At 66.8% G+C, this 18,053-nt stretch carries 11 protein-coding genes; 4 read left to right on the plus strand and 7 right to left on the minus strand.

Annotated features, from left to right (window positions below):
- The first annotated feature begins 45 nt into the window (after positions 1-45).
- Both F7O44_RS16470 and F7O44_RS16475 read left to right on the plus strand, forming a co-directional pair.
- Positions 46-612, plus strand: coding sequence for a TetR/AcrR family transcriptional regulator (locus F7O44_RS16470; RefSeq protein ID WP_162451351.1), 567 nt, complete (start codon positions 46-48; stop codon positions 610-612).
- A gap of 88 nt (positions 613-700) precedes the next feature.
- Positions 701-2,167: an SDR family oxidoreductase gene (locus F7O44_RS16475; protein ID WP_162451352.1), complete on the plus strand. Its 1,467-nt coding sequence runs from the start codon at positions 701-703 to the stop codon at positions 2,165-2,167.
- Positions 2,168-2,208: 41 nt separating this feature from the next.
- Here the strand turns inward: F7O44_RS16475 and F7O44_RS16480 are convergent, their stop codons facing one another.
- Both F7O44_RS16480 and F7O44_RS16485 read right to left on the minus strand, forming a co-directional pair.
- Entirely contained in the window at positions 2,209-3,798 is a 1,590-nt protein-coding gene (locus F7O44_RS16480; protein ID WP_162451353.1) for an MFS transporter, read from the minus strand.
- 81 nt (positions 3,799-3,879) lie between these two features.
- A complete protein-coding gene (locus F7O44_RS16485) occupies positions 3,880-4,476 on the minus strand; it encodes an NADPH-dependent FMN reductase (RefSeq protein ID WP_162451354.1) in 597 nt (198 codons plus the stop codon).
- A gap of 149 nt (positions 4,477-4,625) precedes the next feature.
- On the opposite strand from F7O44_RS16485, the gene F7O44_RS16490 reads away from it, so the two are divergent.
- Entirely contained in the window at positions 4,626-7,820 is a 3,195-nt protein-coding gene (locus F7O44_RS16490; protein ID WP_162451355.1) for an AfsR/SARP family transcriptional regulator, read from the plus strand.
- Between the two features lie 15 nt (positions 7,821-7,835).
- Here F7O44_RS16490 and F7O44_RS31935 read toward each other — a convergent pair whose 3' ends face one another.
- The 4 genes from F7O44_RS31935 to F7O44_RS16510 all read right to left on the minus strand — a co-directional run bounded on the left by F7O44_RS31935 (position 7,836) and on the right by F7O44_RS16510 (position 12,821).
- Entirely contained in the window at positions 7,836-8,732 is an 897-nt protein-coding gene (locus tag F7O44_RS31935; RefSeq protein ID WP_162451356.1) for an ABC transporter permease subunit, read from the minus strand.
- Positions 8,729-9,658 (minus strand): ABC transporter permease subunit, encoded by a 930-nt coding sequence (locus tag F7O44_RS16500; RefSeq protein WP_162451357.1) that lies wholly within the window; start codon positions 9,656-9,658, stop codon positions 8,729-8,731. Before F7O44_RS16500 ends, F7O44_RS31935 begins: the two co-directional genes overlap by 4 nt.
- Before the next feature lie 56 nt (positions 9,659-9,714).
- Positions 9,715-11,022 (minus strand): extracellular solute-binding protein, encoded by a 1,308-nt coding sequence (locus F7O44_RS16505; RefSeq protein WP_162451358.1) that lies wholly within the window; start codon positions 11,020-11,022, stop codon positions 9,715-9,717.
- Positions 11,023-11,672: 650 nt separating this feature from the next.
- A complete protein-coding gene (locus tag F7O44_RS16510) occupies positions 11,673-12,821 on the minus strand; it encodes a S1 family peptidase (RefSeq protein ID WP_222851424.1) in 1,149 nt (382 codons plus the stop codon).
- Positions 12,822-12,999: 178 nt separating this feature from the next.
- Between F7O44_RS16510 and F7O44_RS31940 the strand changes: the two genes are divergently transcribed.
- A complete protein-coding gene (locus tag F7O44_RS31940) occupies positions 13,000-14,010 on the plus strand; it encodes a LuxR C-terminal-related transcriptional regulator (RefSeq protein ID WP_222851425.1) in 1,011 nt (336 codons plus the stop codon).
- 39 nt (positions 14,011-14,049) lie between these two features.
- Here F7O44_RS31940 and F7O44_RS16520 read toward each other — a convergent pair whose 3' ends face one another.
- Positions 14,050-17,850: a S8 family peptidase gene (locus F7O44_RS16520; protein ID WP_222851426.1), complete on the minus strand. Its 3,801-nt coding sequence runs from the start codon at positions 17,848-17,850 to the stop codon at positions 14,050-14,052.
- Positions 17,851-18,053 lie beyond the last annotated feature (203 nt).

Raw genomic sequence — 18,053 nt, forward strand, 5'->3', positions numbered from 1 at the left:
CGTATAATTGGTGCGAAGTGCCACTTTCACGAGCGGAGGCTGACAATGGCGAAGGTCCGGACTCCACCCGAGGCGTGGATCGCCCAGGGGCTGCGAATGCTCGCCGCGGGAGGCCCGGATGCGGTGCGGGTCGAGACACTGGCGCACGCGCTTGGGGTGACCAAGGGCGGTTTCTACGGGCATTTCGCCGACCGCGCGGCGTTGCTCGAGGAGATGCTCGACACCTGGGAGCGAGGGGTCACCGATGCGATGATCGAGCACGTGGAGGGGGTCGCGGCCAACCAGGACGCGCGAACCAAGCTGCGCCGGCTATTCGAGGCCGTGGACGCCGTCGACGACGAAGCAACACTCGGGGTGGCCGTGGATCTGGCCATTCGCGAGTGGGCGCGGCGCGATGCCGTGATCGCGGAGCGAGTTGGTCGTGTCGATAACCGGCAGATGGCATACCTGCGTTCCTTGTTCGGCGAGTTCTGTGATGACGAGCTGGAGGTAGAGGCTCGTTGCCTGATGACGATGTCGATGCGCGTCGGTGACCATTTGATCCGGGCCGACTACTCCGACCGGCGACGTGCCGAGGTGATGGACAGAGTGTCCCGCCAGTTGCTGGCGTAGTGACCCACCGGCTCCTCGAGGCGGAGACGTCGTTGCCGAGGTTCACAATCCCGGGTAAGAAGGCGAGTGTGACTGACCCGGAGGAATGATGCGCGTACTCGTTGCGGGGGCCACGGGGTACATCGGAACCAGATTGGTGCCTCGGCTGGTCGCCGATGGCCATGAAGTGCGTTGCCTGGCACGCGACCCGCGCAAGCTCCGTGACCTGCCTTGGTCAGCTGACGTCGAAGTGGTCAGGGGCGATGTGCTTGATGCCCAGAGCCTTGAACACGCCATGGCAGACGTGGACCAGGTCTTCTACCTAGTGCACTCGCTGAACTCGCAGCGGTTCGCCGATATCGATCGCCAGGCCGCTGAGACAGTCGCGCGAAGCGCACACCGGGCCGGTGTGCCGAGGATCGTCTACCTGGGCGGGCTACACCCACCGAACGAGTCTAAGCTCTCCGCGCACCTGGCTTCCCGGGCGGAAGTCGCGGACATATTCCTGCGTTCTCCGGTGCCAACAGTTGTGCTGCAGGCTGCTGTGATCATCGGTTCCGGTTCCGCCAGTTTCGAGATGTTGCGTTACCTGACCGAGCGGCTTCCCGTCAGCATCACACCGCGTTGGGTGCATACCCGCACACAGCCGATCGCAGTCCGTGACGTGCTGAGATATCTCCTTGCCTGCGTCCGGTTCCCGTCCGATCTCAACCGCAGTTTCGACATCGGCGGACCCGAGGTGATGACGTACGCGGACATGATGAGGCGATATGCCAAGGTGGCCGGGTTGAGCAGCCGGCTGATCGTGCCGGTCCCGCTGCTGACACCCGGACTGTCCGCGTTATGGGTCAATCTGGTCACACCGGTGCCGAAGTCGATCGCCATGCCGCTCATCCAGTCTCTGGTGCATGAAGCCATCTGCACCGAACACGACATCGCCGCATACATGTCCGGCGAGGACGGTCTCACCTCGTACGAGCAAGCGGTCGAACTGGCGCTGGAGCGCATCCGCGACGCCGAGGTCGAGAGCCGATGGTCCACGGCTTCGTCATCCGATGCTCCGTCGGACCCGCTCCCGACCGACCCCTCCTGGTCCGGGGGTTCAGTGCTCTCGGACCGGCGCACTCTGCGAGCGCCGGTGCCGCCCGCCGACCTGTGGCGGGTGGTCGAAGGGATCGGCGGGGAGAACGGCTGGTATTCGTTCCCGCTGGCATGGTCGGTCCGGGGTTGGGCGGACCGGATGATCGGCGGTGTCGGACTGCGCCGGGGCCGTCGTGATCCGGCGCGCCTGCATCTGGGCGACGCGCTCGACTGGTGGCGGGTCGAAGAGGTCGATCACGGCAATTTGCTCCGGCTCCGGGCGGAGATGAAGGTGCCAGGCCGGGCTTGGCTGGAGATGAGGGTGACGTCGGACGGCGACGGCTCGGTGTACCAGCAGCGTGCCGTCTTTGTCCCACGCGGTCTGGCCGGCCAGCTCTACTGGTGGATGCTCTGGCCGCTCCACGGGGTGATCTTCGGGGGGATGGCCAGGAACATCGTGCGCACGGCGGCTCGCTCGCCCGGCCAGCGGCCGTGAGCCACGGTGCGCGATGCCGCCGGTGCCGGTGACCATGATGGTCACGCTTCCTCCTTCTCGGTGTGCGGGCCAGTGGCCGGCTCTTGATCGTCGTGGGTCTGACCGATGGGACGGACATGGCGCAGCAGCGTCATGGTCAGGATGGCGAGCCCTACGAGCAGCCCCGCGCTGACGGCTGAGGTGGTGTTCAATCCGTCGGTGAACGCCTTGCGAGCAGCATCCAGCATCTCGGCTCCCAGCTCTGCCGGCAGTTGTCCGGCGACGCTTGTCGCTCCGGCGAGGCTCTCCCGCGCCATCTCGGCCATCTCTGCCGGCACCGCGGCCGGCAGGTTGCCGGATAGTCCACTGCTGTAGACGACGGTTCCGAGGCTGCCCAGGCTGGCGACCCCCATGGCGATCCCGAACTCGCCGCTCACCTCGGGCAAGGCCGCCGCGGATCCGGCCCTCTCGGCAGGCGCGGTCGCGATGACCAGGTCGGTGCTCAGCACCATCAGCGGAGCTGTGCCGAGGAAGACGACGAACATTCCCGAAAGCAAGAGGCCCAGCCCGGGCGCACTGTCGACCTGCGTGAGAACCAGCAGACCTGCCGCCATGACGACGAGCCCGGTAGCGACGATGTGTGGTGGTGGCAGCCTGCGCGCCAGCAACGGAACCAGCACGGCGACGATCATCTCGAGCATCGCCGCGGGCGCGATGCGCAGGCCAGCCTGCAGCGGTGACAGCCCTTCGACCAGCTGCAGGTACTGGGTGACGAACAAGTAGACCCCACCGATGGTTCCCATCCCGATCAGCATGATCCCGAGCGCAGCGCTGAAGGACCGGTTCACGAACAAGCGCAGATCCAGCAGCGGATCGTCAAGGGCGAGCTGGCGGCGGCCGAACACAACGCCGACGACGGCCCCGGCGGCGATCAGAAGTATCGGCGTCGCGGCGAAGCCGTCTTTGGCCAGTTCCTTGAAGCCGTAGATGAACGGCAGGATGGCTGCCAACGAGAGCAGCACACTGGGGAAGTCCACCCGTCCGGCGTCGGGGTTGCGGTATTCCGGTAGCAGGAACGGCCCGAGCGCCAGCAGCAGAACCATCACCGGCACGCCGAGCAGAAAGACCGAGCCCCACCAGAACCACTCGAGCAGGACCCCGCCCACCACGGGGCCGAGGATGGCGCCTCCGGAGAACGCGGCCATCCAGACCCCGATGGCCAACGCACGTTGCTTGCGGTCGGTGAACATGTTGCTGATCAGTGCGAGGCTCGACGGCATCAGTGTCGCGGCGGTGACACCAAGCAGCGCCCGGGTCAGGATCAGCATCTCGGCCGATGTCGAATACGCGGCAGCCAGTGAGGCGAGGCCGAAGGTTACCGCGCCGATCATCAGCAGCCGGCGGCGTCCGATCCGGTCGCCGAGCGTGCCCATCGTGATGAGGAAGCCGGCGATCATGAAGCCATAAATGTCCATGATCCACAACATTTGAGGGCCGGTGGGCTCGAGGTCGGCACTGAGATGGGGCAGCGCGAGGAAAAGAACCGTGTTGTCCAGCGCCAGCAACAGCACCGGGAGGAACAGAACGGCCAGGCCGAGCCACTCCCGTGTCCCGGCGCGTTCGCCGGATCGGGGCGGGTGGGCGACGGACATGTCGGGCTCCTTCTGAGTACGGGGTCGAATTCTGGCTCGGCGCAGCACCGGGTGTGGGTGCGGGGATAGAAGAGGTGGAGATCAGGCCGAGTCGGATGGGCGTGAGGCAGGCATCGGGGATACGTTGCGATGTTCGCGGAGCATCGCCGCCCAGCAGACCAGCTGGTCGAGCATGGTGGTGGCGGCAGCGCCGTGTTCGGCGTCGGGCTGGCCGCTACAGACGCGTTCGGCTTCGTCGCCGAGGCTGACTGATTGGCCGATGCCGACCGCACCCACCGCGGTGAATACCCGGTGAAGGTGGTCCACGGCGTGCAGCCCACGGGAGGCGCCGCCGTACGACACGAAGCCCACCGGCTTGGCCGCCCACTCCGCGTCGAACCAGTCGATGGTGTTCTTGAGCAAGGCCGGGAAGCTGGCGTTGTGCTCCGCGGTCACGACAACGAAGCCGTCGGCCGCCGCCAGCCACGGCGCGAGGTCCTGCACCGCCCGGGGGCGCCGTGTCCGGTCTTTGGAGATCAGCTCCGGCACGGCCTCGGGAAGCCAGGCGTCGGTCAGGTCGATCACGTCCACGTCGATGTCGCCGCGCCGGTTGGCGTGGGCGGCGAACCAGTCGGCCAATCCCTGCCCGGTTCTGGCACTGCCGATGATGATCACGACACGTAGTCGCGTGTCTGACATCTTTACCGCCCTCCTGACCATTCGGTTCGCCTCGCTGATGCCCAGTCTTCGAGCTGGCCGTGCGGGTTCACTGTTGGTTGGCTGGCGGTCCGCTGTTGGGTAGCGCTCGGTCGGCGGCGGCGGTGCCCGCAGAGCGCTAGCGTTGGGCCATGCGCTTCGGGATGCTCGGCTCGTTGGCGGTGTGGTCCGCCGAGGGGCAACCGGTGACGGTGCCTGAGCTGAAGACGCGGGCGCTGCTGGCCGACCTGCTGGTCCATGCGGACCAGGTGGTCTCGTCGGAGCGGCTGATCGATGACGTGTGGGGTGACCAGCTGCCCCACAATCCGGCGAACGCACTACAGGGAAAGGTGTCGCAGCTGCGGCGCGCCCTGGAATCCGCTGAAGCCGGCGGGCGAGACCTGGTGGTTTCCCGAGCTCCCGGCTATGTGTTGCGGATCCCCGACGACGGCCTCGATGCGCAGCAGTTCCAGCGCCTGTTGACGTTGGCCCAGCGCACCGACGTCCCCCGCGCCAAAGCAGCTCTGCTGGCCGATGCGCTCGCCCTGTGGCGTGGGCCCGTGCTGGCCGACTTCGCCGACGCCGGTTTTGTGCGCTCTGCCTCCGTCGGGCTGGAAGAACAGCGGTTGATGGCGATCGAGGAGCAGGCGGCGGCCCGGCTCGAGTTGGGCGAACATCGCCTGCTGGTGGGTGAGCTGAGCGATCTGGTTGACCGTTACCCGCTGCGTGAGCGGTTGCGTGCGTTGCACATGCGTGCTTTGTATCGCTCCGGCCGGCAGAACGACGCCCTGGCCAGCTATGGCGATCTACGTGAGCGGTTGCGCGACGAACTCGGCCTTGATCCGAGCGCGCCGGTCGCCGCATTACATCAGGCGATCCTGCGGCAGGATGCGTCGCTGACCGTCCCGGTGGCGCCTGCGGTTACCGTCCGCCCCAGCCTGCCCACGCCGGTGACCGAGCTGGTCGGCCGCGCCGAGGCGGCTGCTGAGGTGGCGTCTTTACTGAAGACGAACCGTTTCGTCACGCTGACGGGGCCGGGTGGCGTGGGCAAGACCCGCCTCGCGCTGGAGGTGGCCACCCGAGCCGCGGAGACGTTGGCCGACGGCGTATATCTGGTGGAGCTGGCCGCGGCCGAGCGTCCGGGCGCACCAGGCACGGATTCCCTTGCCGAGTGCGAGGCAACCGTGGCGGAGATGGTCTTGACCGCGATGGGAATCCGCGATGATCCCAGAGCGAGCAATCCGGGCTCGCCCGGTTCCACCAGTGTGACCGAACGACTTGCCGGTGTGTTCGCCGATCGGCAGGTTCTGCTGATTCTGGACAACTGTGAGCACGTGATCGACGCCGTGGCCGGACTGGCCGAGGTGCTGCTCACCTCCGCGGCAGAGCTTCGTATCGTCGCCACCAGCCAGGAACCCCTCCGGGCATCCGGTGAGGTGGTATGGCTGGTTCCGCCGCTCGAACTGCCGGACCCAGCGGCCGGCACCGATCCGGCGGTGCTGCGTCGGTCTCCGGCGGTGGACCTCTTTGTGGCGCGTGCCGCGGCCGCGGCACCAGGCTTCGTCCTCGACGCCGGCAACGCCGATGCGGTAGCGACCATTTGCCGCCGGCTGGACGGAATCCCGCTGGGTTTGGAGCTGGCCGCGGCACGAGTGTCCGCGCTGGGTGTGCACGAGCTCGCGGCCCGGCTGGACGACCGCTTGCAGTTGCTGACCGCCGGGCGCCGGCATGCGCCGCCGCGGCAGCGGACGCTTCGGGCCATGATCGACTGGAGCTGGGAGTTGCTGACCGACGACGAACGCACCGTCTTGCGCCGGCTCGCTGTTCAGCCGGGCGGGAGTACGTTGCCGGCGGCTGAAGCGATCTGCGGTGATGATCGCGTGGCCGCTGGCAGCGTTCCCGATGTGCTGGCGCGGCTGGTGGACCGGTCGCTGGTCACGGTGGCTCACGGCCCCCGCGGGGAGCGCCGATTCAGGTTGCTCGAAACAGTCCAGGCCTATTGTGTGCAGCGGCTGGAGGAAGCTGGTGAGCTACCGGCTACCCGCCGCCGGCAGCTGCGCTTCTATACCGAACTGGCCGAGCGTGCCGAGCCGCACCTGTATGGAGTGGCGCAGCGGCAGTGGCTGGAACGTCTCGACGCCGAGACCGCCAACTTGCGTGCCGCGCTCGACGGAGCGGCTCAGCTGCCGGACTCGACGCTCGGTTTGCGCTTGAGTAACGCGCTGACCTGGTACTGGGTGTTGCGTGGCCGACTGGGAGAGCTTGGCCGGTCGCTGGGGACGGCGTTGGCCGTTCCGGGGTCTGCACCAGCCACCGTCCGGTCTCGTGCCGTCGTGTGGCGGGCCGCGTTGGCCTTCGGTACCGGTGCGGAGCCGGACTGGGCCGGTATGAGTGATGAGGTTCTTTCGGCTCTCGAAGACCTCGATGATCCACTCGATCGAGCACGCGCCGAGTGGGCCCTTGGCTACTGCCTGCTGAGCGTCGGAAGTAGTGCCGGAGGTATCGGCTCCGGCCTGCTCGAGCAGTCGTTGACGACGTTCCGGGCCACGGGTGACCGGTGGGGTATGGCAGCGGCGCTCGTCGTGCGCGGCAGCTATCGTCTGCGCCAGGGTGCGGTCTCCTCGGTTGCCCGGGACGGCGAGCAGGCCATGGCGTGGTTCGAAGAGCTGGGTGATCAATGGGGTGTCGCGATGGCCGCCAGCCTTCTCGGCGAACGCGCGATCCTGACTGGTGATTTCGATGAGGCCGCCCGGCTGTACCGAACGTCGCTGCGCATCTCCGAAGAACTCGGGCTGTGGGCAGATGCGTGTTTCGTGCTCTGTGGCCTCGGCCAGATCGCGTGGCTGACCGGCGATAACGTGGCGGCCAAGGAATTCTTCGAGCGTGCCCGGCGGCTCGCCGGCGACCATTTCATCAAGGTGGCGATGGAGCTCGCGGAGGTTGGCCTCGGGGGTGTCGCCCGGCGTGATGGGGAGCTCGACACCGCGGAGGTTCGGTTGCGGGGCTGGCTCGACTGGAATCGCGGGATCCAAGCGCACGATCGAGTCGCCCACATTCAGACCGAACTCGGGTTCGTCGCGGTCCAGCGTGGCGACGTCGAAGCGGCGCTGGGGCTGTTCGGAGAGGGGCTGGATGCGGCCAGGCGCGTGGGTGACCCCTGGCTGCAAACACGCGCGCTGGAAGGGATGGCCGGCGCGTACATGCTGGCCGGGCAGCACGACGACGCCGCCCGCCGGCTCGAGGCCGCCGCCGGGATCCGTTCCGCGGCGCACGTTCCCGTGGCCCCGGCAGAGCAGGCCGAACTCGAGCGCCTGAACGCGCGGGTGGGAGCGGCACGTAGGCGCTGAGCAGGGGCCTTCCGGTCAGCCTTTGACGGCTCCCGCGACCAGCCCGGTGGTGAGCCGTTTGTGCACGAACAGGAAGAACACCACCACCGGCAGGGTGAACAGGAGCGATGCGGCCATGATCGCGCCGTGGTCCACCCGTTCCTGTTCGACGAAGAAGGCCAGCCCCACCGGCAACGTGCGCAGTGATTCGCTGCGCACGAACGTCAACGCGAACAGGAACTCGTTCCACGCCGCGATCCAGGCGAAGATCGAGACGGCGGCGATGCCTGGCCCGGCGAGCGGGAGGACGACCCGGCGCATGGCACCGAACCGGGTGCAGCCGTCGATCAAGGCTGCTTCCTCGAGTTCGTTCGGAACCGACAGGAAGAAGCCGCGCAGGATCCAGATCATCAGCGGCGTGATGAACGCGAGATAGGCGACGACCAAACCCCATAGGCTGCCGGTCAGCCCGAGGTTGCGCATGACGATGAACAGCGGGATGAGCAGCACGACTACGGGAAACAGCTGGGTAGCCAGAATCACCAGCGCGAGGTACTTCCGCAACGGGATCCGGAACCGGGCGAGCGCGTAACCGGCCATCGTCGCCACGACGAGCCCGATGGCCGTGGTGGTGACGGCGACGATCAGCGAGTTTCGCAGAAACCGGCCGAAGCCCCGGTCGATCACCTGGGGAAAGCGGTCGAAGACCAGCTCGGACGGCCACCAGACCGGTTCAGGGGTGATGATCTCCGCCTGCGGCTTGACCGCCGTGATGGCCATCCAATAGAGCGGGAAGACGGCGAACAGGCCGACGGCGATGGCCGCCAGATAGATGAAGATCCGCTGGACGATCCGGCGGCGGCGCAGCTGTTGCGCCGTGGGGTAGCGCGGTCCGGTACGCGGTGCCGCGGGCGGGGTGAGCGAGGTGGTCACGAGATCTGCTCCTCCTCGCGGATCAGCTTGATGTAGATGATCGTGATGACGATGAGGATGACGAACAGCACCATGGCCAGCGCCGAGCCCATGCCCCACTGGCTCTGGGTGATGCCCTCGACGTAGGTGCTGACCGAGAGCACCTCGGTGCGCCGGGCGGGCCCACCGCCGGTGAGCACCCAGACCTGGTCGAACATCTTGAAGTCCCAGATCGTTGAGATCACGACCAGCACGAGCAGCAATGGTTTCAGCATGGGCAGGGTGACCATCCTGAGCCGTTGCCAGGCCGTGGTGCCGTCCAGCTTCGCAGCCTCGATGATGTCGTTCGGAATCGTCTGCAGCCCGGCCAGCAGCGCGATGGTGACGAAGGGGAACGACTGCCAGATCACCACGATGCCGACGACGGTGAAGGCCGTGTAGTACTGGGTGAACCAGGAGAACTCGTCGAACGTGGAGAAACCAAGCGATGACAACGTCCAGTTGACGACGCCGTATTGCCCATTGAAGAGCCATTGCCAGACGAACGACGCCGCGATGTGCGGGATCGCCCATGGCAACAGCACCAGGACACCGAGCAGCCTGCGTCCACGGAACGGCTGGTTGAGCAGCAGGGCCACCGCGATACCCAGTGCCATCGTGCCGACCACGCAAATCAGGCCGAACACGACGGTGGTGATCGCGGAGCGGCGCAGGATCGGATTGGAGAAGATCTCGACGTAGTTGCCGAGGCCGATGAAGTTCATGTCGCCTTCGGTCAAGGCGCGGATGCCGGCGGCGTCGGTGAAAGACAGCCACGCGGTGCGCACGACCGGAAAGCCCACCAGTCCGACGATGAAAATCAGCGCAGGGGCGATCAGCAGGAGGGGGAACAGCCTGTCGTCGAAGATCCGCCGCCACGACCGCGTGGGTCCGGGCCGTGGCGTCACCTGGTGCCCCGTGCCGGGAACCAGAGACGGTCCCCGGCCAGGTGCTCCAGCCTCACTCAATTCGAACCGTTCCCGGTCCGGCTGTTGATCTCGTTGTCGAGGTTGGCCGCGGCCTCCTCGACGGTGAAGTTCCCGGCGATGAGCTCCTGCAGGGTGTCCTTCACCGCGGTGGCGCCTTCGAGCGCACCCCACCAGCCGGCCACCGGATAGGCACGGGCGTGCTCGATGAACTGCTCGGCAGCCACCGGAGAGAGCCAGTCGTCCTCGTCGACGATGGCCTCGGCCTCGGCTACCGTGCCCGGGAAGAATCCGGTGGTCTCGGCGAAGTCGGTGGCCTGTTCCGAGGCGATCATGTATTCGGCGAACGCCGCGGCGAGATCTTTCTGCTGGGACTCTTCGAACACCACGAGGTGGCTGCCCCCGGCCAGTGTGTCGCGGTTGCCAGCCGGACCGGCCGGCATCAGTACGGCGCCGATGTTGCCCTCAAGGTCCGGATTGTCGGCGATGATCCCGGTGACCTGCCAGGGCAGCGCCGTCACCATCGCCGATTGGCCATTGGTGAACTCCTCGGCGAGGCTGAGCGAGGTGAAGTCGTCGGTCTGGGCGTCCGGCGGACTCCAGCCGGTCTGCCACAGGGTGTCGAAGTACTCGAAGGCTGCGTGCCCTTCGGCGGTGTCGAATCCCGGCGTCCAGGTGTCACCTTCTTGAGTCGCGATCTCGCCGCCGGCCTGCCATACGAGCGGCAGGAAGAAGTGCTGGTTGTTGGCCGCGACCTGAAACGCGGCGACACCGGTTTCGGCTTCGATCGTCTCGCCGATCTCAAGCACATCGTCCCAGGTGTCCGGCGGTTCGACGCCCGCCTCGTCGAAGAGGTCCGTGCGATAGAGCAGGACCCGTGAACCTCCGTACCAGGGGTAGCCGTAGGTCGCGCCGTCGAAGGTCGCGGATTCCTCGAGTACTGGTACGAACTCGTCCCGGCTGAGATCCACCTCTGCGAGCACGCCCTCCTCGGCGAACTCCGGCGTCCACGTATTGCCGGATTCCGCCAGGTCAGGAACTTCGCCGGCGATGATCGCGTTGGTGTAGTGATCTTTCCCCGCGGTCCACGGCACGTATTCCACGTTGATGCTGACATCCTCGTGCTCGGCTTCGAATGCCGCGGCCATCTCGCCGACGGCGCTGCCGACGGGATCCGCGGCGTCGCCCATGATCCAGACGGTCAGTTCGCCCGAGTGATCGCCATCGGGATCCGGGGCCGCGGCGTCGCCGTCGTCGTCGTTGCCGCACGCGCTGACCACCAGCGCCAGAACTGCGACGGCAGGGACCCAGTTCAGGGCCTTCTTGGTGCCAGATCTCATGTCCATGACCCTTCCGTTGAGGTGAGTGCGGAGTTCGCGCACCCGGTTGAGCCGCCGGTGAGCACCGTGAGTGGCCGGCGGCGCCGCAGGACGGCGTCCCGTTTCCGGCGATGAGTGCGGGAATAACGCAGGCACAGGACACCTGCCGCACGGAGTCCTGCGTGGGTGAGTTGTTCGATGTCAGTTCGGAGCCGACCGGGATTGCCGGTCGCTGTCAGGCCGAGACGTGCTGGGAGGGTGGCCAGCCGGCAGCCGTCCTCATACGTGCCCTGATGAGCCGTGACACGAGACCTGCCGAGCCAAGGTGCCGATTCCTGCTTCGATGACCGGCCTCCGGGTGGACGCCAAGTGACCGACCACTTGCTCGTGCATGGAATGGCACGTGTGGGTACATACCGTTCCTCTTCCGTACTCAGGACGTGAACCAGGGTTGACCAGTGGCCTAGGACCGAACTGGAAGCAATCCTAACGAAAGGTAGTCCCTTTGGTGGGGATCGTGATGGAACCGAGATGAAGGGGTGTAGTGCGGAGTGTGAGCGCTGGTCAGAGCTTCGCCCTTCGGGTGTGTGCGGCTGGCGGAAGTGATCGCGAACAGCGACTTGGGGCGGGTGCAAGCACCCGCCCCAAGTGATTTCCCCGGATTGTCGTGATTAGCGCTACTGCGTGACCAGCCTGAGATTCCAGCTGCTCAACATGGGGTTGACCGGCTGGAAGAAGGTCTGAGGCGGCTGACCGGAGCCGCAGAACCCGGAACCGCCGGAAGTGACACCCTGGGCATTGATTCCAGCGGCGATGAAGGAACCGCCCGAATCACCAGGGGCTGCGCACGCGTTGGTCCGGGTCAGCCCGCGGACCGGCCCTTGCGCGTAGTTCACGGTCTGGTTGTAGGCCTGGATCTGGCCACACCGGTAGCCACTCGTGCGGCCGGAGCGGCAAGTGGTGGCACCGATGGGGGCGACCTGCGAGCCGTTCACGGCGGCGAAGGTGCCGTCGTAACGAGAGACGAGAGCGCGCGGGGTCCAGTTCTGGTTGACCGACACATAGGCGGCATCCGAGCCCGGGAACACCGAGCGCTCGAAGACGCCTTGGGCCGCGCCGTTGTGGCCGGTGGTGCGGGTGCCCACCCGGCCGCAGTGGCCAGCTGTGACGAAACCACGTGGCTGGACAGCAAAGCCGACCGAGCAGCCCGAGCCGGGAACGTTGTACGGATAGCCGCCGATCACGTCATAGAGGGGTTCGGGTGCGGTCCTGGAGGTCTTGATCTGCACGGTATCGGTGTCGACACCCACCTCGGCGAGCCATTCCCGGGCCAGCGGTCCCGCACCTGGTGCCGCTTCCACCACAACACTGTTCGACTCGACGTCGACGAACCAGCCGTGGATGTCGGATGCGTCTGGAACATTCGACTCGTCTAGATCTGCCACGACCTCACCGAGGTCTTGCTCGCTGTGCTCGACCAGCTTGGCCTTGGCGCCGCTGGCGCGCACCTCGGCTGCCTTGCTCCGGTCGGTGATCGCCACGACCAGGTCGCCGCTCTCGTCGATCCAGCTGCCGCCGAGAGCGTCGCCCAGGGTTTCGGTCAGCTCCTCGTGCGTCTCGATCGCATCGAGGTCGCTGGCGAACAGCTCGATCGCTTCCTGTGTGCTCAGGTCGAGGTCGCGTTCGGCCGCGGCGAGCATCTCTGGCGTGGCCAGGTCGGCGACGTCCACATCGTCGCTGGCGACCGCGCTCAATGGTGTGGCGAGCGCGATGGCCAAGGCCGCGGGCAGGGGTACCGCGGCCAGTCTCTTCAGTCGTCGATCCATTGTGGGGATCTCCTTACTGGGACGAGGGTGATGGAGGGTTGAACCTCCAGGGGGTATCCGTACAGTAGAGGGGCGCCCGCTCCGGCGGGTACATACCAGCTGGGTCATATCGCCGCGTGAGCGTCCCTGAGCTGGTACTTCGGGACTGGGCAGCGTCGAGCGAGGGCGAGGAGGAATGGTGTTCGAGGCGGTCGGGCTCAGCGCGGCCGAAGAACGCATGTATCGCCTGTTGGTCGGCGTCGTCGAAGCCGATTCGGTCGCCATGGCCGCGATGCTGGAGGTCACCGCGTCCGAGGCGCAGAATGTCCTGGACTCGCTGCACGCCAAGGGCTTGGTCAGCCGCCGTGTCAATGGCGAGTCCGTGCGCTTCACCGTGACGGCGCCCGACATCGGGCTCGGACCGCTGCTGCTCAGCGGCCAGGAAGCGCTCGAGCGCGCCCGCGGAGCGGTCGCGCACCTCGCCGACGAGTACCGCAGCAGCGTCCGCCGCCGTGACGCCACACAGCTGGTGGAAGTGGTCACCGGAGCGCCGGCGATCCGGCAGCAGTTACGCAACCTTCAGCTTGGCACCCGGGAGGAATCGCTGTGGTTCTGCCGCTCCGGTCACGTGGCCATGCCATCGGAGGACAACAACGAAGAGTTCGAGATGCTCGCGCGCGGTGTGCGTTACCAGGTGATCTACGAGCAGGCGCTGCTCGAAGAGCCGGGCATGATCACCAACGTCGCGGCAGGCATCCGGCAGGGCGAGCAGGCCCGGGCCACCCCGCACCTGCCGGTGCGCATGGTGATTGCCGATCGTCAGTTGGCGTTGTGCCCGCTGGTGCGTGGTGGCGACGGTCCCGGCGAACCTACGGCCGCGCTGGTCCGCGACAGCAACCTCCTCGCAGCCCTGATCGCCTTGTTCGAGAGTTACTGGACCAACTCCTCGCCCCTGAAGGTCACCGAAGCCGCCGGCGCCCTGCCGGCCATTGAGCACGCAGCGCCCGAACGTACCTCGGAAGCTGTCCGGCACGATGACCTCTATCTGCTGTCGTTGCTGGTGGCCGGTGTCAGCGACAAGGCGATCGCGACCCAGCTGGGCATCAGCCAGCGCACGGTGCAACGCCGGATCAGCGACATGATGCAACGGGTTGGTGCCGAGACTCGCATGCAGCTGGCCTGGCAGGCGGCCCGCCACGGCTGGGTGTGACCCAACCGTGGCGGCCCGCGCGGGTCCTAAAGGGTTCGATCAGCGGCCCCCGAGTCCGTACGCGCGCTCGATGGTCTGCTTGACGATGTTGCCGGCGTCGTCCTCGGCCTCCACCTGGAGCCAGACGTAGCCGTCGGTGGCCCGGAGCGGTGGGTGACGGACAAGGGCCCGGTACTCTCCCGCTCCGTCGTCGAGCAGGCGGACGTCCTCCCAGGTAGTTCCGTCGTCGTAGGAAGTTCGCACTGACATCCGGACCACATCGAGCTCGCCCAATCCATCCTGGTGCCGCGCGGTCAGGCCGAGGTGAACCACCCGTCCCGCCGGCGCCTGGTTGCGCACGTCAGTGGGGACGTCGTAGTCGATCTGAATTAGTGGCAGTGGCTCTTCCGGCTGTGCCGGACGCGCGGAGGTGAAAGTCCACGTCGTACTGGTGCGCGGCGAGAACTCCCATTCCGGCTGGTCGCGCTCGACATCGAGATCGAGACGGTATCGGGCCGGCCCGGCGGCCACCAGGTAGTCGCCCCACGCGCCGATTCCCTCGAAGATGAGCTCCTCGTCCTGATACAGCCTGGCCGTGACCTCGTCACCCCAGGCTTCGTCCGCGTCTTCGGCGAATCCGTAGTGGTCGGAGCTGCTGTCGGCGAACTCCGGAATACGGATGGTCAAGACATCACCTTCGCGGTAGCTGGTCAGCCCGTCGACGGCCCGCGGGATCGCCGGGCGTACCACCGCCTGATGCCAATCGGTGTTGAGACGCTCGCCGGATTCGTAGGTGCGTGGCAGGTGAGTCATGCCGCCTTGGACCGGTATCCCGCTCAGCCAGGGCGAGTCGTGGCGGACCCGGTGCTGCCAGAGCGTGCCGCCGGAGCTGACCGTCTCTTCCCGCACGTGCGGGCTGCGCAGATGTCTCTCGGTCTGGTTGATGACCGACCCCATCCATTCCCGCCAGCCGAATCGCTGCTCCTTGACCCACTCGTCGCCTCCTGTGCCGTGGTACCGGTTGATGACGGTGGCGCTGGTGTCTCGATCCACGACGTGCCGGACACGCTCGGGAATCCGGCCTTCGGACACCTGCATCACGTCGTACAAGTACGGACTGTCGATCATCCCGGTCAGCCGGACCTTGACGTCGCGTTCGGCGAGCAACTCCAGAAGCGGTCCGGCCTGCCGGGGCGGAACGAACGTGCTCATCGCCGGCAACCGATAGTCGCCGGGCTGCCATTCGCTGAACCAGCTGTAGGTTCCTGGCGGCACGAACGCGGCCATCGCGGCGCCGGCGTCCGCGGCCACTTCCGTCAGAGCGTTGAAGTCGGGATCGCCGGATGGCGTGACGAGCGCCATGGCGTCTCGGACGTCCACGCCGGCATAGTCCTCCGGCGTGCCTTCGCCCACATGGACAACAGGCAAGGTCGTGGTGCCTTCGAGCGCGATGGAAGGAGAGTAGTAATACAGGTCCAGCTCTTGCCGCGGCCGCCCGACCACCTCGGCGGTCAACATCGGAGCGCGTAGCTGCCACCGGGAGTTGAACTCGAATCCGCCTGAGACAGCCTCGGTGGGGGTGACGAAGAGGCGTTCGGTGTGCGGGAACTTCATCACTGCGTTGCCGACGGTCCGCGAACCGATGTCGCGGTAGGCGTAGTAGCTGTAGATGCCGGTCTGCTCGGCCGGTTTCGGTGTCTCGATCTCCACCTCGACCGCGTCGCGTGCGTCGAGCACGACGTCCATGTCCTCGGTGATCTCCAGCTCTGGCAGGACGACGACATGTGCGCTCTCGCCGTACTCGTCATCCCAGTGGTCCATGTTGGCGAACACGTAGTACGAACCCTCGCCGAACTCGCGGGTGATCGTCTGCCCCGGCTGCCAGAGGTCGGTCACCATGTCGAACCGGGGATCGTCGCCGTAGACGGCCAGCGGCAGGGCGGTTCCCGGCCGCCCGTCTGGATCAGTGACCGAAAACGTCACGGTGTGCATCGGCGGTTCTTTCAGCAGCGAGATCACGCTGCCGACTTCGGTGTGGCCGGCCCGGGCCGTGAGCCGGCCGGAGTAGCGGCCCCTTTCGAGCACATCTGGAGCGACGACGACCTCGACCGACGCCGTCGAGCCGGCGGGCACGCGCAGATGGCGTTGCTCGAGGCTGACTGCGTTCTCACCGGGTTCATCGCCGCCCGCGGTGGTCAGTGTCAGGTCCAGTTCGAGGTCGACGTCGGTGTCCGTGGTGTTCGTGTACACGACGTCGGTGCGGGTGTGCTCGTCGTCATCCTCCGTGAAAGTGCCCAGGTGGACCATGCCACTCGCGTAGAGCCCCGGGCCGACGGCTCGGGCCACGTCCACGCGGCCGCCACCTTGTTCGTCCGCGGTGTATTCAGCCGCTGCCACACTGGTGCTGACCAGCGCATCCTTGAGTTCGTCTGCGGTCCACCCGGCGTGCCGCTGGGCCAGGATCGCCGCCGCGCCCGCTACGTGGGGGGTGGCCATCGACGTCCCGTTGGCCGCTGTGTAGAACTCGTCCACCGGGCTGCCCATGGACGTTCCGGCCGCTCGGGCGGCGGTGATGCCTACGCCGGGAGCGGTGATCTCGGGCTTGATCGCCAGGTCGCCGAGGCGTGGGCCACGGCTGGAGAACCGGGCCAGCGACTCGTCGCGGTCAACGGCTCCGACCGTCAGCGCGGCGTCGGCACTGCCCGGCGTGCCTACCGTCGTACTGGCCGGACCGGAGTTGCCGGCGGCGACGACGAACAGGGCACCGGTCTCTTCGGTCAAGGCGTTCAACGCCAGGCTCATCGGGTCGGTACCGTCGGTCGGCCCGCCTCCGAGGCTCAGGTTGACGATGTCGGCTCCGGCGGCGACGGCCCACTCCATGCCTTCGATGATCCATGAGCTCAAGCCGGTGCCACCGTCGTCCAGCACCTTGCCGTTCAGCAGTTCCGCGCCAGGTGCTACGCCGGTGCGCAGGCCGTCGGAGGCGGCGCCGCTGCCGGCGATGGTTGCCGCGACATGGGTTCCGTGTCCGATCAGGTCGTTGGTCGACCCGCTTCCGGTGAAGTCACGTTCGTCGCTGATCTTGCCGGCCAGATCCGGGTGCTCCGTGTCGATCCCGGTGTCCAGCACGGCGACCGTGATGCCCGTGCCGTCGAGTTCATGTTCCCAGGCAGCGGGTGCGCCGATCTGTTCGACGCTGTGCTCGAGGGCCGGTTCGACCTTCGCGTCCAGCCAGATCATCTCGATGTCATGGTCGAGTGTCGCTGAGACGTCGGCGTCGTCCCGGTTGTCGACCGAGTCCCAGAACGCGGCCGCGTCCCGTTTGTCGACGCTGATCGCGTGGGCGTCGACGCTCTCCAGCGAGAGCTCGTGCTCTGCGCTGGCCAGCACGTCCGTTGTGTCGTCACCGAACGGTGCCGCCGCGTCGCCGTAGCGGACGATCAGCGGCAGGGTGTCCATGGCTTCGTCGTGATAGCCCTGCTCGATGAGCTGATCGACGTTGAACAGCGCCTGGTCCAGCTGGTCGCCGTCCAGGTACGGGATGGCGACGTGGGGGATGACGAAGAGTTCGCCGTCGAGTTCGAGCTGGTGGAAGTCGATCAGTTCACGGCCCTCGGCCGGTTCGACGGTGACGACCTGGCGTCCGGCGCCGGCTCGTTCGACCCGCACGACGTCGCCGGTCACCAGCATCACCGTGTGCGAGACGCCCCGGGGGATGCCGTCGCCGGAGGTCGAGCCCAGAGCGAATGGCGGGTGGTGGCCGGGGCTGGTTGCCGTGCTGACGGAGATTCCGGTCGTGGCAGCCAGGGTGATGAGGACGAATCCGGCCACGACGTGTCGAAGTCTTGACAACGGGAGCATCTGTGCAGCCTTTCGGGAACCGAGCGGGGCAGCCGCGGCTGGGTGCCGCGTATCGCCCAGATTCGCCTGACAACCCACGGCGAGTCACTAGTTTGAATGTGCCGTTGTTATGACATGTCGCATTTTCGACATCGCCAGTTCGAATGTCGAACAGGGGAACAATGGGTGATTTACCCACTCGCGTCCGGTGCTTCGACGGCGCA

The organism is Phytoactinopolyspora mesophila, from assembly GCF_010122465.1.
In the GTDB taxonomy this organism is placed as follows: Bacteria; Actinomycetota; Actinomycetes; order Jiangellales; family Jiangellaceae; genus Phytoactinopolyspora; species Phytoactinopolyspora mesophila.

Excerpts from the sequence above, each read along its gene's own strand:
- F7O44_RS16520 (WP_222851426.1), bottom strand. The coding sequence starts at position 17,850 with ATGCTCCCGTTGTCAAGACTTCGACACGTCGTGGCCGGATTCGTCCTC.
- F7O44_RS16480 (WP_162451353.1), bottom strand. The coding sequence starts at position 3,798 with ATGTCCGTCGCCCACCCGCCCCGATCCGGCGAACGCGCCGGGACACGG.
- F7O44_RS16490 (WP_162451355.1), top strand. The coding sequence starts at position 4,626 with ATGCGCTTCGGGATGCTCGGCTCGTTGGCGGTGTGGTCCGCCGAGGGG.
- F7O44_RS16475 (WP_162451352.1), top strand. The coding sequence starts at position 701 with ATGCGCGTACTCGTTGCGGGGGCCACGGGGTACATCGGAACCAGATTG.
- F7O44_RS16485 (WP_162451354.1), bottom strand. The coding sequence starts at position 4,476 with ATGTCAGACACGCGACTACGTGTCGTGATCATCATCGGCAGTGCCAGA.
- F7O44_RS16510 (WP_222851424.1), bottom strand. The coding sequence starts at position 12,821 with ATGGATCGACGACTGAAGAGACTGGCCGCGGTACCCCTGCCCGCGGCC.
- F7O44_RS16505 (WP_162451358.1), bottom strand. The coding sequence starts at position 11,022 with ATGGACATGAGATCTGGCACCAAGAAGGCCCTGAACTGGGTCCCTGCC.
- F7O44_RS16470 (WP_162451351.1), top strand. The coding sequence starts at position 46 with ATGGCGAAGGTCCGGACTCCACCCGAGGCGTGGATCGCCCAGGGGCTG.